The organism is Methanocalculus sp. MC3 (genome assembly GCF_054767395.1).
In genome coordinates this window covers 164,929-179,351 of the sequence record NZ_BAABMP010000001.1, presented here as the reverse complement: position 1 = coordinate 179,351, position 14,423 = coordinate 164,929, and the positions used below count along the sequence as shown (strand labels likewise).

The 14,423-nt window shown below is 51.2% G+C and carries 15 protein-coding genes; 6 read left to right on the top strand and 9 right to left on the bottom strand.

Features of this window, described 5'->3' with window-relative positions:
• Positions 1 to 20 precede the first annotated feature (20 nt).
• The 3 genes from ACYUBO_RS00880 to ACYUBO_RS00870 all read left to right on the top strand — a co-directional run bounded on the left by ACYUBO_RS00880 (position 21) and on the right by ACYUBO_RS00870 (position 2,360).
• Positions 21 to 305: a chorismate mutase gene (locus ACYUBO_RS00880; RefSeq protein ID WP_460371650.1), complete on the top strand. Its 285-nt coding sequence runs from the start codon at positions 21 to 23 to the stop codon at positions 303 to 305.
• 148 nt (positions 306 to 453) lie between these two features.
• Positions 454 to 1,389, top strand: coding sequence for a DNA-methyltransferase (locus tag ACYUBO_RS00875; RefSeq protein WP_460371648.1), 936 nt, complete (start codon positions 454 to 456; stop codon positions 1,387 to 1,389).
• A complete protein-coding gene (locus ACYUBO_RS00870; RefSeq protein ID WP_460371646.1) occupies positions 1,386 to 2,360 on the top strand; it encodes an XcyI family restriction endonuclease in 975 nt (324 codons plus the stop codon). Before ACYUBO_RS00875 ends, ACYUBO_RS00870 begins: the two co-directional genes overlap by 4 nt.
• A gap of 74 nt (positions 2,361 to 2,434) precedes the next feature.
• Here ACYUBO_RS00870 and ACYUBO_RS00865 read toward each other — a convergent pair whose 3' ends face one another.
• Positions 2,435 to 2,713, bottom strand: a complete 279-nt coding sequence (locus ACYUBO_RS00865) for a hypothetical protein (RefSeq protein WP_300331176.1) — start codon at positions 2,711 to 2,713, stop codon at positions 2,435 to 2,437.
• Positions 2,714 to 2,755: 42 nt separating this feature from the next.
• Here ACYUBO_RS00865 and ACYUBO_RS00860 point away from each other — a divergent pair, with 42 nt between their 5' ends.
• The gene (locus ACYUBO_RS00860; RefSeq protein WP_460371644.1) at positions 2,756 to 3,583 is read left to right on the top strand and encodes a cache domain-containing protein; all 828 of its coding nucleotides are present in this window, start codon (positions 2,756 to 2,758) and stop codon (positions 3,581 to 3,583) included.
• Here ACYUBO_RS00860 and ACYUBO_RS00855 read toward each other — a convergent pair.
• Genes ACYUBO_RS00855 through ACYUBO_RS00840 form a run of 4 tightly spaced genes read right to left on the bottom strand, consistent with a single transcriptional unit; the run spans position 3,578 to position 8,938 of the window.
• The gene (locus tag ACYUBO_RS00855; RefSeq protein WP_460371642.1) at positions 3,578 to 4,669 is read right to left on the bottom strand and encodes an ABC transporter substrate-binding protein; all 1,092 of its coding nucleotides are present in this window, start codon (positions 4,667 to 4,669) and stop codon (positions 3,578 to 3,580) included. The genes ACYUBO_RS00860 and ACYUBO_RS00855 overlap by 6 nt on opposite strands.
• Positions 4,670 to 4,723: 54 nt before the next feature.
• On the bottom strand, positions 4,724 to 5,968 hold the full coding sequence (locus ACYUBO_RS00850) for an ABC transporter ATP-binding protein (protein ID WP_460371640.1): 1,245 nt from the start codon (positions 5,966 to 5,968) through the stop codon (positions 4,724 to 4,726).
• On the bottom strand, positions 5,965 to 6,915 hold the full coding sequence (locus tag ACYUBO_RS00845) for a FecCD family ABC transporter permease (RefSeq protein ID WP_460371638.1): 951 nt from the start codon (positions 6,913 to 6,915) through the stop codon (positions 5,965 to 5,967). Before ACYUBO_RS00845 ends, ACYUBO_RS00850 begins: the two co-directional genes overlap by 4 nt.
• 58 nt (positions 6,916 to 6,973) lie before the next feature.
• A complete protein-coding gene (locus ACYUBO_RS00840; protein ID WP_300328660.1) occupies positions 6,974 to 8,938 on the bottom strand; it encodes a thiamine pyrophosphate-dependent enzyme in 1,965 nt (654 codons plus the stop codon).
• 123 nt (positions 8,939 to 9,061) lie between these two features.
• On the opposite strand from ACYUBO_RS00840, the gene ACYUBO_RS00835 reads away from it, so the two are divergent.
• Positions 9,062 to 9,316, top strand: a complete 255-nt coding sequence (locus ACYUBO_RS00835) for a pro-sigmaK processing inhibitor BofA family protein (protein WP_300328657.1) — start codon at positions 9,062 to 9,064, stop codon at positions 9,314 to 9,316.
• Between the two features lie 106 nt (positions 9,317 to 9,422).
• Here ACYUBO_RS00835 and ACYUBO_RS00830 read toward each other — a convergent pair whose 3' ends face one another.
• Positions 9,423 to 10,115, bottom strand: coding sequence for a hypothetical protein (locus tag ACYUBO_RS00830; RefSeq protein WP_460371636.1), 693 nt, complete (start codon positions 10,113 to 10,115; stop codon positions 9,423 to 9,425).
• Positions 10,102 to 12,129 carry a magnesium chelatase subunit D family protein gene (locus ACYUBO_RS00825; protein ID WP_460371635.1) on the bottom strand — a complete coding sequence of 676 codons (2,028 nt, stop codon included), beginning with the start codon at positions 12,127 to 12,129 and terminating at the stop codon, positions 10,102 to 10,104. Before ACYUBO_RS00825 ends, ACYUBO_RS00830 begins: the two co-directional genes overlap by 14 nt.
• A 271-nt stretch (positions 12,130 to 12,400) precedes the next feature.
• On the opposite strand from ACYUBO_RS00825, the gene ACYUBO_RS00820 reads away from it, so the two are divergent.
• Positions 12,401 to 12,760, top strand: coding sequence for a DUF5658 family protein (locus ACYUBO_RS00820; RefSeq protein ID WP_460371633.1), 360 nt, complete (start codon positions 12,401 to 12,403; stop codon positions 12,758 to 12,760).
• A 20-nt stretch (positions 12,761 to 12,780) separates the two neighbouring features.
• Here ACYUBO_RS00820 and ACYUBO_RS00815 read toward each other — a convergent pair whose 3' ends face one another.
• Both ACYUBO_RS00815 and ACYUBO_RS00810 read right to left on the bottom strand, forming a co-directional pair.
• Positions 12,781 to 13,401 carry a type IV pilin N-terminal domain-containing protein gene (locus ACYUBO_RS00815; protein ID WP_460371632.1) on the bottom strand — a complete coding sequence of 207 codons (621 nt, stop codon included), beginning with the start codon at positions 13,399 to 13,401 and terminating at the stop codon, positions 12,781 to 12,783.
• Between the two features lie 2 nt (positions 13,402 to 13,403).
• Positions 13,404 to 14,123 (bottom strand): type IV pilin N-terminal domain-containing protein, encoded by a 720-nt coding sequence (locus ACYUBO_RS00810; protein ID WP_460371631.1) that lies wholly within the window; start codon positions 14,121 to 14,123, stop codon positions 13,404 to 13,406.
• Positions 14,124 to 14,423: the final 300 nt, after the last annotated feature.

The window sequence follows — 14,423 nt, the reverse complement described above, 5'->3', positions numbered from 1 at the left end:
CCGGGTGAGAGAGATTCCACATGACCATTGATGAGATCCGCGAGGAGATTGCAACAATAGATGCCGGGATTGTCGATCTGATCAAAAGGCGGCAGTCGCTGGCCGGAATGATGGCACATGAGAAGGTGAAGGCAGGCAGGCCGCCGGTCGACCCCGCACAGCGGGAGCAGGTGATCGCCCGGGCAGTGGATCGGGCGGTTGAGGCGGGTATCGATCCGACAGGTGTACGGGAGATCTTTAACAGGCTTGTCGTGATGAGCGAGGATAAGCAGAGAGGATGCATGGGGGATGGAAACCTGCCGTGAGGATTTATCCCTATGAATAGCTCCTTCTTTCACCCTTCGCTATCAGGCTCTAGGTAGTGATGGCCAGGTAAGCTGTTATCATTGAGGAGAATCATATACAAAAAGCAAAGGGCATATCATTCATTCTGAGGGAGGATTTTTATCTGTGATGATGAACAAGCGTATCATCGATTATAACACGAACCAGACCTTTTCCGGATACTCAATAGCACGAGATCCGGCATCGGATGGCCAGATACTCGTTCAGGATTTGAATACCTATTCCCAGCTTGTCTCACGCATCATCCAGGGAGATTCTCAGGCGGTTCTGCAAAGAATACCCGATAACACATTTCGATCATGTATAACGAGCCCGCCGTACTGGGGACTTCGTGACTATAATATTCCCGGCCAGATTGGTGCAGAAAACACACTTGATGAATATATTGAGAATCTTGTTGCAATCTTTCGTGAGGTGCGGCGAACACTAACACCTGATGGAACGCTCTGGCTCAATATCGGTGACAGCTATACAAGTGGTAACAGAAGGACAAGAGATCCGGATAAGAAAAATATCGCACGAGGAATGAATTATCGTCCACCTACCCCGGAGGGCCTCAAGCCAAAGGATCTCATAGGCCTTCCATGGAGGCTGGCTTTTGCACTTCAGGCAGATGGATGGTATTTGCGTTCTGATATAATCTGGCACAAACCCAATTGTCAACCAGAATCGGTGAGAGATCGCCCGACACGGTGCCATGAATACCTCTTCCTCCTCTCTAAGAATGAGAAGTATTACTTTGATTCCAAGAAGATCAGGGAGCCTTCAACATCCCGGAAAGGGTGGCGCAACCGGCGAACAATCTGGTCCATCAACACTGAACCAAATCATTATGATCACTTTGCCATGTTCCCGGAGTCCCTGATTGAACCCTGCCTCCTTGCAAGTAGCGAGGAAGGCAATCGTGTCCTCGATCCATTCTTTGGATCAGGTACAGTTGGGATCGTGGCATTGAAGTTACATCGGCGATTCTGTGGCATTGAGCTCAACCCGAAGTATATGGATGTTGCCTATAAGCGTATCAGCGAGTTGATCCATCCATGACAGAGAACAACTTTCCAATTCTCATTCCCACATTACAGATCGAGTTCTCCCACAGGCTTTCGGAACTTCGCTCGCTCTATCTGCACCCTGCACTTGCTCATGCAATTGCGCAGGTTCATATCGCCGATCTTGATTCTGAACTTATCAAATATGTCGATGAGGCATACCTGAAACAACTGGCAATAATGGGGCTGCGTGGCGAGAGTGTCTTTCCGGTTCCTCTCCTCATACGGGCAGATCCGGGGCTTCTTGGATATTACAGACTCCTGTATGGATTTTCACAGAAGGAGCTCTATACAAAAGGACCTTTTGGAAGGTTCAAAACCTTTGAAGAGAAAAGAGTAATCCCCCACCGCCTTGAGCCCGAGATCGAGCCATTCTGCAAGAGCCTGATTGAAACCGGAAAAGCACTGGTAAGCGGTGTCGAAGGACTTTCAACAGATATGGTGCATGATCTCCAGATGCTCACACTGGGTCCACAGCTCCGGGGCGGAAGGAACAATACTGTTGGCCAGTCAGCTACAACAGAGATCTTTGACCTGATTCATCAGATTGTCAGATCCTCTATCCTGACTGTCGATCAGATGAAGAAGGTGATCACACTTACAAATGATTCCGGCCGCATACTCAGAATTGAATTCTTTGCAGACCCCGACATCCAGATTATTGAAGAGGCCCGCTCGGGTCTTCTTCCCCTCGTCTCAATGGAGATAAAAGGCGGCGGAGATGCATCTAATATTCATAACAGGCTTGGGGAAGCAGAAAAAAGCCACAGGAATGCAAAGGCTAAGGGTTTCTCCCATTTCTGGACACTGATACGGATTGAGATGGATTATTCCATTGCAGAACAGGAATCTCCAACAACCACACGATTCTTCAACATCGATAAAATTCAGGATGAACAAACTGATGAGTATCATATCTTCAGGGATATGCTCTGCTCAATGCTTGGCATACACCTCCCTGAATAAAAAGATGGGTGGTACTTATTGCCCTCGGATCGTTGGAAGGATTATTGCCCATAAATTACAGAATAACCCGTTTTCTACGCTTTTCTGTAGATATTCAGCCCGATCTTGATCTCATCATCATCAGGTAGTCCAATATTTCCCTCACTCGATGCAATGATGACCGATTTACCTGACTTTGAAATGCCGAAATCCTTTGTGAGATCCACTTCGATGATCAGTTTCGATCCCTCTCTCTTCATCTCCATATTCTTCATGATGCTGATCTCTTGCACCGCTCTGCAATGAAGCTGCCGGGAGATGATCCGGTGAGTATTGAGATGTGATGAGGTGAACTGACAGGCAATTACCATCATGCAGTCGATCGATTCTTAAGATATGAGGAGATACAATTCCTGATGCAATCTTCCCATGCGATCATTATTGCCATTGCCTGCCTGCTTGCCGGAGTAGTCATCGGAATGGTAGTTATCCCTGTACCTGATGCGGATCCTGATGATGATGCGGCGATGATCCTTCTCAGGCTCCAGTCAGAGATCTCAGCATCGCTGGAGACGCTTGATACCAAACTGGCATCCGCTGCATATGATCTCGGATCAACCGGCCTTGATAACAAGGCGGCACGGGATATCCTGCTTGAAATAAGCAGTATCCATCCGGCGGTCATCGACAGCACCACCGTCAGCCCGGAAGGCATCATTCTTGCTGCTGAACCATTCTTACACCACGATGTGGAAGGCGTGGATGTCTCGGATCAGAAAGCAACACAGCAGATTCTTGCAACCCGCCGCCCGATCATGAGCGGCATTATTCCGGTGGCAGAGGGAGGCGATGCATCGTTTATCAGCGCACCCGTCTTCAGCAGGGGCGGGATCGCGAGCGAGCCGCCGGGGAGGTTCCTTGGGTTCACCTCCATCGTGTTTCAACCGCACCTCCTGATCGGGGAGGCGGCTGAGCCGGTTGTTTCCGGAAAACCCTATTCGATCACCGTCGTCGATACTGACGGCCGTGTCCTCTATGATACCGATCCGGAACAGATCGGGCTCCCCCTTGACGATCCCGTCTATACCGCCTATCCCGTGCTCGTTGAGTTCGTCACCCGGGTCACAAAGGAGCGGCAGGGGCAGGGGAGCTATATCTTCCGTGACCAGACAAAAGAGGCTGTCTGGACGACCGTATCACTGCACGGGACAGAGTGGCGGGTGGCGGTCACACGGACTCTATGAGGGAGAGGAGAGCTTCCTCCTTTGTAGTATAAACAGGGCCAGTGAGAAGAGAGCAATCAAAGGAATTACTGCTAAAGGGGAAGATTCTTCTGATTGCGGCATTTCCCGAACCAAAGGATCATAGAGATCAGGATGCAATGCTTCTGCCACCTCTTCGAGTGCATCCACAATTCTGGGTCCGCCCCGGCTTATGATATCGGATTCAATAATAATAACCCGGTTATTTTGCACCGCATCCAGCCGTGCAAGCCGTGGTTCTGTCATGACATAGTTATAGATGACATCATAGCCGGCTTTTCCCATTCCAGTTCCCGAGCTGACAAGGATATAATCGGGATTTGCGGAGACAAATTCTTCAAGGCCGACGATCTTATACTCATCAACTCCTGAAAATGCATTCCTGCCGCCTGAGGTTCTGATCACCTCGTTCTGGAAGGTCCGGTCACCAGACACCCATATCGGATCATGCCAGACGATATGGGCAACAGACGGGGTGTGGGATCGGGTGGCAACCCGCTCCTCGACCGCCGCAATTCTCTGGCTAAGCTCCTGATTCAGCATCTCCGCATTATCTTCAGCACCGCAAACCCTGCCAAGCAGTATGATCATCTCCAGGATCTCATCGATTGTTTCCGGATTGATGACAAGAACCGTTATCCCAAGTGATCGAAGTCGGTTAAACACCTCCTCGGAGTTCTTTGGAGCAGCCACCACCAGATCAGGCCTTGCAGCAACGACCTTTTCTGCACTGATTGTGGTAAACCCGCCCATTGATTCAATCTGACGGGCTTCTGGGGGGTAGTCGCTCTGTTCAGCCACCCCGACAAGCCGATGACCGACCCCGATTGCAAAGAGGAGTTCGGTATTAGATGGTGCAAGGGAGACGATACGTTCCGGATATGCCCGGATGGTAACCTCATGGCCTGAATCGTCGGTGACGGTGATTGATCGATCCCCTTTCATCGAGCTCCCGATAAGCATGGCTGAATCAGCATATTCTTCAGCGTCAATTCCTCCTGCTGAAAGACCGGCAGCTCCCCCTATGCAGAAGACCATAATAAACAAGCCAGATACGAATCGTCTCATAATTAAACTCCTCTCATTACACATCATTTACGCTCTCCTTTATCTGCCATAGTATCAACCAGAACTGGATTCTTTCCGGAGATAGAGAATGGCAGAGTCGATGGAGATCTCCACCCGTGCCCCATTCCCGATCAATGATGCAAGGACAGACCCCGCCTCTCCTCCGGTATAGTCCTCAAATGCTTCGATAGATCCGATGATCACCATCTTCTTCGCATGCGGACGTAAAAGCCGGATATTATCCAGGTTCCCCCTCCCAACAGGCATGGCAACAAGGATGATCCGGTCAGCTTTCTCAAGATACTCTATAAGCAGCGATGAGGAAACCTCTGATATCGGGGCAAACGGAGCCTCGCTCAATGTAGGAATACCAAGCTCTTCTGCTGTTATATAATCCGAATCAAGCACATTGAGAATACCGGTGGTAAGATGCCAGCCAGACTGGTGAAGCCGCCGGATCAGAGGTGTGCCGCATCCCCCGCCACAGACAATATGCACCCTTCCGGCCTTTGCATCATGCATCCCGTCTGTATAGAGCGGGAGGATATACGGCCTCCCGGTAGTCGGATGAGTACTGACGAGCACATCGACCCCATAGACCAATCGAATCATCTCTCTGGTCAGCACATCTCCTGGCAATCCGATTGCCGCAATCTTCCTCTCTTTCAGGAGGATGATCCGGTCACAGTAGTAGGCGGCGAGGTTGATGTCATGGAAGACACTGATCGTCGTCGTCTCCTCCATCTCCTTTCTGATAATACTCAGAATCTCAATCTGGTGGCTGATATCAAGGTGAGAGGTCGCCTCGTCAAGCAGCAGGATGTCCGGCTCCTGTGCCAGAGCCCGTGCAATCAGGACACGCTGCCGCTCACCCCCGCTGATCGCATTCACCGGCATTTCAGCAAGATGGGAGACATTGGCAAGCCGCATCACCCGGTCACAGATCGCGTGATCCTCCCTGCTTTCTGATGCGAACCTGCCGATATACGGATGGCGGCCCATCATCACGATCTCGCGGACGGTGTAATCGAAATTGATTGCCGTCTCCTGTGGAACCACCGCCACCCGCTGTGCCAGCATCCGGAAGGAGAGATCCTCCATATTCTGATTATTATAGTAGATATCGCCACCAGAAGGGGCGACGATCCTGCTCATTGCCTTCAGGAGTGTCGTCTTGCCTGATCCATTCGGGCCGCAGATCCCGATCATCTCCCCGGGAGTTGCAGAGAAGGCAATCTCCTCAAGGATCTGGTGTGCCCCATAACAGACATCCAGATGTACCACATCGACCGTTTTCATGCGTGGATCCTCCGCTGCAGCAGGAACATGAAGAAGGGGGCACCGAGAAATGCGGTGATAATTCCGACAGGCATCTCATTTCCGAGTGTCCGGGCGAAGGTATCTGCCCAGAGGAGGATGAGCCCGCCAGCAAGAATAGCAGCAGGAACCAGCACCCGGTGATCGGGACCGACGATGATCCGCATCAGGTGCGGGGTGATCAGCCCGATAAAGCCGATCGCACCTGCGATCGCAACCGCAATCCCCGCCAGCACTGAGCTGACAAAGAGGAGAAGCACCTTCAGCTGCTCCACATTCACCCCAAGATGGACGGCATCCTCATCACCGAGCGAGATGATATTGATATCGCGTGCAAAAAGGTAGATAAAAAGGCATCCAAACGGGATAAGGAGTGCAATATGCACATCATTCCATGAAACTGTCCAGAACCCTCCCATCAGCCAGAAGACAATCTGCTGGAGGCTCTTTCCTGAATTATACATTAGAAACGAGAGCATCGCAGAGAGGAACATCGAGAGGGCAACGCCGGTCAAAAGGAGCGTCTCGACCGGGACTTTTCCTCCAGAGCGGGCGATCATATAAACCAGAAAGGTAGCACCGAATGCTCCGGTAAAGGCAAAGACAGGAAGCCCTGCGCCTGCAAGGAAGACGATCGAGACAACCGCCCCAAGTGATCCACCGGCGGATGTTCCGATGATATAGGGATCGGCCATCGGGTTCCTGAAGAGCGCCTGCATAGCTGATCCGGCAGTTGCGAGCGCTGCTCCCACCAGCACCGCTGCAATGACACGGGGCAGCCGGATATCAAAGATGATCTGGTAAGCGGTTGCATCCACAAATATGGAGGAGAGCCTGATGCTCGTTGGCCCGATCGTCACAGAAATGATGAGACTCAGAACAAGGGCGGCAGAGAGAAGGAGGATTGCAAGCAGGCCCCGGTAGCGCATAGATCAATTTTTGTTTTCTTAACGTAAATAAATAATTATAAAAGCGAGTGATCCAGAATCACACAATCCTCCTTGGATCACAGATCAGATCCACAATCACCGGCTTATTCATCGAAAGCGCTTCCCGAACCACTCCCTCCAGTGCACCCGGCTGCTCCACCCGGAACCCGGCACCGCCGCAGGCATCTGCATAGGCGGCAAAGTCCGGGTTATGGAGATCGGTTCCAAAGTTCGGGTAGTTCTCCATCAGCTGCTCGACCTGTATCATCCCAAGCTGCCGGTTATTCAGGATGATGACGACCATCGGGAGATCGTACTTCACCGCGGTGACAAAGTCCGCCATCGCCTGTGAGAAGCCGCCATCGCCGGTGATGCAGACGACCTGTTTCTCCGGGTAGGCGAGCTTTGCGGCGATTGCTGCCGGAAACCCAAAGCCCATCGTCCCGAGATACCCCGACATCACAAACCGTTGGCGTTTCATCAGGAAGTTCCGCCCAAACCACCACTGGTTCTCTCCAACATCCAGGCAGATGACAGAATCAAAAGGAAGGGTTTCAGAGAGAACCTTCATGATGTAGGGTGGGCGGATCGGAACTGCACCTGAATCAGCCTCCTTCTCCAGCTGGGCAAACCATGCCTTCTTCATTCCGGCAAGTTCATCCGCCAGCCCGGACCGGTTCTTCTTTTCGGCCATCTGCGTGAGGAGAGGGATCGTCTCCGAACAGGTGCCCCAGAGCGGGATCGTCTTTTTCCCGATTCCAAGTTTCACAGGATTCGTATCCACCTGTATGATACGGGTCTCAAGGGGAACATTTGTGAACTTCGAGAACCCGACACCAAAGCAGGTGATCAGATCAGATCGTTCTGTCAGGATCCGTGCCTGCGGGGATCCAACCGATCCGAGCACGCTGATCACACGGGGATGATCCTCCGGGAGGATGCCCTTTGCCCGGTACGTGGTCAGGATCGGGGCATCGATCTCTTCTGCAAAGGCAAGGACGGCATCTGCATCATGATATGCCCCAAATCCGGCGATCACAACCGGTGAAATGGCAGAATCGATCGCCTCCTTTGCCTGCCGGAGCGAGGCAGCATCCGGGATGATTGCAGGTTCACCAATCACAATCTCGGTTTTACAGATTGAAGGATCAAGGGACTGTTTCTGGATATCGTTTGGAATCGAGAGCTGGGCAACACCATGGCGGAGTGTTGCATACCGGATCGCCCGGGAGAGGAGGAGAAGCGTCATCTTCCGATCAGAAATGGTATTATTATAGACAGTTATCGGCCTGAAGAAGGCATCCTGATCGATCTCCTGCATCCCGTACTCGCCGGTATACTGCATCTCAACCTGACCGTTCAGGGAGAGGACAGATGCCCCATCCTCTTTTGCATCATAGAGGCCGGTTGCGAGGTTCGTAGCACCGGGGCCTGCAATCGTGAGGCAGGCAGCGATTCTTCCGGTGAGCTTGTTGTATGCGGATGCTGCCATCGCCGCTGCCTCCTCATGCCGCACAACAATATAGCGTACCTTCCCGTTCTTCCGGATCGCATCCACAAGGCCGAGCGAGGAGGTGCCGGGGAGGCCGAAGACGAGATCGATTCCGGCTGCAAGGAGTCCGTCAATGATCACATCCGATACCGTCATGCCGGATTGCTCGTGGGCGATTGCATCCTTTCGGACCATCACAAAGGCTGCACGGGCAGCCCCGCAGACCGGGCACCGCCAGTCATCTGCCAGTTCTGCAAACCGTGTACCTGCCGGTGTCTTTGTTGCAGGCTCGCCTTTCTCTTCGGAATAGCGGTAGTTGCAGACGGTGCACCTCCAGATCATCGAAAGAGCAGGGCCGGATTCGCCTTCTCCTGGAAGAACCGAGAACGCGGACTTCTCTGCCGCACAGACCGGGCACCGCCATTCATGGGTGATTTCATCAAAAGGGGTGTCTGGTGCCGTCTTTGTCGAGGGCTCGCCCGCCTCCTCATCATACACATACCCGCAGACCGAACATTTCCACTGTGACATCGCTTGCATCTCTCCAATGAGAAGAGGGGGAGGACAGATAGATAAATGATCTGTATGCAGCAGAGGATCAGTACCAGGGAAAAAGCATATAAACTTAAATAGATGGAACGATGAGATTCCTGTATGTTCGGCTCGCTCTTTGGCATCATCATCGCAGTCGTGATCGCAGTAGTCATCTTCTATTTCCTGAAGAAGGCAATTTACCTTGTCTATAATGCGATCATCGGTATTGTCATCCTCTTTATCCTGAATTTCATCGGTCTCTTCGGTGAGCCGGGTATCCCGATCAATATCGTTACAATCCTGATTAGTGCGATTGGCGGGATCATCGGGGTGATCATCATCATCATACTCCATCTTCTGGGTATTCCACTCTGATGGAAACACTCATTCCAAATCTTATCAAACTCTTATTTTCAGCGCTGGGTAGCAACCCCGTTTGTACAATTAAAAAGTGAAGATGAGGGGTACCGTATCCTTATTATTACCAGTAATATTCTTCTTCATCTTCATACGGAGATGTAATCTGAGGCTGCTGAAGAACCATGTCCGCGGCATGAGGCGAGAGCACAGTAACCTTTACATTTATTCTTGCACCGTAAAGGTTCAGGTGGAATGACCCGGGCCTGCGGATATCCAAAGTCTGTTTTCCCGTAGCAATGTATTCCCGACCATAACCACCCTCTTCGATCACTTCACCCGTTTCCATATCCATCAGCTCCCATAACGCATAGCTTAACCGTGGATTAGTATGATCCGGGTTGCTCTCGAGCTCTATTCTAATCGGTGCTTCATTGCAGACCATCTCCAGCCCATATGGACCTTCCAGATTATACAGCAACCGGTATTGTTGTGAATACACCGGGTAATATCTTATAAGAGGAGGGTTTGGTTGTGGAACGGCAGTTATGTCAGGGGTAAAGTTTTCCATAGAGTACCCTGTTACTGGATTGACAGATACTGGAACACTTGAAGGAGGTAGGGATGTTGAGACCCCAGTTTGAGGAATAAACCGATCAACTACATCCTGAACGGGTTGCACCAATCTTTGGGCAATATCATCATAGAGATCAGGTTCCTTTAATGAGACCTCTTCCTTCTCATAGACCGTGCATCCCGCGGATATAATCAGGAAGACCAGAAACAGGCTTACAATTATTTCATTACGAACCCGCATAGAACCCTCCCTCAAACCGTGCAATCTCCTCTACAGACCCTGCCGAGAGATCATTCAAAGCATAATACCTGCCCCCGGTGTTCATCGCAATCTCCCTGCAATAGCCAAGTGCAAGAGGCTGGCGGGAAGATACCGCTTCTGTGTCGATGATTACGGTTCTGATCCCGCTGCGTGCGATTGCATCGGAGACATTTCTAATCTCCTCGCGGATCGGTCCCGATCCGGCATTCGCCCTTCCATCAGAGATCAGCATCATCATGGGTAGGATCTCCCGCTTTTTTGTCCTTTCTCTCTGGAGAAGCTCCATCCCTTTCATCAAACCGGATGCAAGGGGTGTCCGCCCACCTGTCGGGAGATCAGTAAGCTGGCGGAAGGCGAGATCCGGGCTGCGTGAGAGAGGAAGGAGGATATCTGCACTATCTCCCCGGAATGCAACGAGCCCGACCCGATCCCGGTTTACATAGGCATCCTCAAGGAGCGAGAGAACCGCACCCTTTGCCGCCTCCATCCGCTCCTGTGCACCCATCGATCCGCTTGCATCAACGACAAAGACGCAGGCAACTTCGGCTTTCCCGGTGCGCCGTGCCTGCCTGAGATCCTCATCATGGATAACGACTGCACATCCGTTCCGGTTCCGGCTCCGCTGGTGTGGTGCTGCCGCCCTGAGGGTGGCATCCAAGGCAAGGCTACGATATTCCGATGCAGGAGATGTGGTCGTCCTTCTTCCACGGGGATCGGTCGTCGGGGTGGAGATCCGCCGTCCGCGTGCCGTCTTTCTCATATCGCGATCAGAATCCTGTGCATCCCAGACTGGTGCCATGCTGACGCGATCGCCGATCTCATGCTGCCTGTTCATCCCCTGTGGCGGAGAAGCCGATCCCTCACCCCCGTTTTCCTGCTCTTCATGTTCATCGTCACTTTCCGGGGGCTCGCTCTCCTGTTCATCCTGTGAATCGTCAGGCTCCTCCGGATCGTCGGGGTCGTCGGGGATCATATCATCAAGGATCTCCTGGTCGACTTTCGGCTCCTCAAACGGCTTCTTCCTCATCCTATGCGGGAGGGCAAGCGCCATCGCCTCGCGGATATCCTCTGGCAGGACATCGGTTCTTCCCCTGAATGCGGCGATGGTCCGGGCGGTCCTAACCACGGTAATCTCGGCACGATGGGTACTGATCCCTAGGGCAAGGCAGGCATCGACGATTTTTCGGACAAGCACCTCATCTACCTTTACTTCCGGCAGGCGTGCCTGTGCTTCGATGATTGTGGTTCTCAGCTCCTCAAGCTTTCGCAGGTGATCTGCTTCAGTCTGTTTTGGATCTGCATCCCAGCCTTCGGCAGCGGCAATGACTGCCATCCTCCCTTCAGGATCGGTGATCCCCTCAACACTGACCATCAGGCCGAACCGGTCAAGGAGCTGGGGCCGGAGTTCACCCTCTTCGGGATTCATCGTGCCGACGAGGATAAATTTTGCAGGATGCGAAACAGATATTCCTTCCCGCTCTATCGTATTCACCCCCATTGCTGCTGCATCAAGGAGGATATCAACGACATGATCGTCTAGGAGGTTCACCTCATCGATATAGAGGATGCCACGGTGTGCGGCGGCGAGGATACCGGGATCAAGGGCGGCGATCCCCTCCTTGATCGCACGTTTCAGATCAAGGGTTCCGACAACCCGATCTTCGGTTGCACCAAGAGGCAGGGTAACGACCCGGACATGTCTTCTTGTGGTATCGGACTCCCCGGGCACCCCGGCTTCCGCAATCCTTTCCCTGCAAGCCGGACAGAGATTATCGGAGTCTGCCGGATCGCAGGAGAACGGGCATCCGCAGACAATCCCGATCTCCGGCAGGACAGATGCCAGGGCCCGTACCGCAGTGGATTTTGCAGTTCCTTTCTCTCCCCTGATAAGCACGCCACCGATCCGGGGATTGACGGCATTGAGAATAAGAGCGAGTTTCATCTGTTCCTGGCCAATGATAGCGGTGAATGGAAGGGTTGTGTGAGAGGTCATGAGAGTTATCATTCTACATTTTACTTTATTCGTATTACTACTTCCGTTTAATTATTCACTTATGATTACATTTTACGAAAGAAGTTATGCCGCAGGTACGGGAAAAAGCCGGAATGCAGGGAAGAGCGTACAACAGGTGCATCGGATCATTATACAAACTATGGAAAAACCTAAAAATATTCGCAAAATTTGCCCAAATATATGAAAGATCAACAAATTAGACTCCGATCATATCGATACATTAATATACTAAAATCCCAGATTCCCGCATATGACCACACAGCCATGCATTGAGGCACCATGGATTGGCCGTCTCACCGGAGAGTTCATCCTCCCCGATCACCGGCTGCTCGCCACGGTTCTTGGCATCCTCTTCCTGCTCGACTGCATCACAACCGAGCTCATACTCATACTTGGCGGTGTGGAGTTAAACCCGGTGATGGAGGGGATCGTCGCCTTCCCGCTCCTGCACCTTGGAGTAAAGGCGGCAGTCTTCCTCTTCATCATTATAACCACCGGCTATGCCGGGAGGCGTGTACCGACATCAGGGGCGGTGGCGCTCTCTGCGATCATCCTCTGGTACGGTGTCGTGATCGGGAATAACCTGGGTGTGTTGATGGGGATGGGGTGAAAAAGAAGGAATGAGAATAATCAAGGTCGAATTACAACCTCTGTCTTCGCAATTGTCCTTCCAAAACTATCAACCATCTCCAAAAAGAAGGTCTTACCAAGATTGGCAGGAGCTTTAAAGGTATATGTTGCGCTGTTATCATTTTGCTGGAGTTGCCAGGAGTTTTCTGTATTATAAATTGAGTTTTTATACGCTGTAGCAGCTGAACCACTATTATTCACTGGAATATAGTGAGTATCACCCGGACGGAATGCATGAATGCCAGTCATTCCTGTTTCACGCTTCCAGCGATTGGCAGCAGCAGAATCACCTGCGTCAGCAACAGAGCCATCATTTGTTATAATTGCTGGATTTATTTCATTAATCCGATGAGCTGCATCCCCAAATGTTCTGGCTGGCCTCACAAGCAGTTTGACATCAGTTGTTGGAATAACATCTCCACCTGCATGTGTGATGGTCATTCCCTGACTTTGACTGTACGTTGCTTTCAAAGTAATTTGTTGCGGCTTTTCTGAACTCTCGCTCAAACCACCCGCAAATCCGGAAACAAGTGCCGCAATGATAATTGTGACGACTAGCATCAACATAACACCGACAACCGGTGATACACCAGACTCCATGTCCTTTGTTTTTTCCCGCATTTTTATTCCTCCACCGCGACATTTTTATCAAGTAAGGTCGAGCCCGTTGGAATATGAACGAGTTTTACATTCACAATCTCTCCCTGACGTAATGTATACCAGTTCTCACCAAGGATTGCCATCAATGCATCCCTATCTGTACCACCAAGCCAGACTGAACCGTTTGTGTATTCATACCGGGAATCAACGGTAACCCCATAACCACCATATGCTACATTCCAGCCATAGGGCGAATTATGCACACGTGTTCCAACAGCAAGTGAAAAATTACCCCAGCTCTGTTCTGGCTGGAACGTTCCAGCAAAGCCAAAGCTTGGTACGCCAGGACCAAAACCATATGGTGCATGGGCTACGCGAGCTCCTCCTTCATATACGTAATTCGGTTCAGCCGGGGGTGAGGGACCAGTAATCTCTGCTCCCCCGGAAGTTCCATCCGTCTTTCTCCAAGATGTAACAAGTTTCAGATCACGAGTCGGGATAGGTTCACTAACTCCCTGAACAATAATGTCAAAGTAACTCCCCCCCCAGGTACCATCATTCTTAATCTTCACATCGGCATTCAGTGACGGCGGCCTTTCGGCACTCGCAACAAGACTTCCTGCAAACCCGGAGACCACCGCGGCGATGATGATCGTGACAACGAGCATCAGCATCACGCCGACGACCGGCGAGACCGCGTCATCGCGTCTTTTTCTCAAATCAATATCTTTTCTTGCATTCATGAAAGAATTCCTCCATCAGCCGGAGCATGACCAGAGCCGGACATATGATCTGGAAACCGAAGCCGGAGCCGGATACCCCCCACTGCTGAATAAACGGATCTATAATACTTTATAATATATCTGTGTTACTGATTATGACTTTCATTGATATTATTATGACCTTAGAAATAATAATCATACATGTATTCAAAAAAGATCGGGATAAGTACAACAGGTCCAGGATTTAGATTGATTTAGTGCTATACATTTTCCATTCATCCTATCAAATATTATGAAAAGAAAGATACTTATGAATTGGTG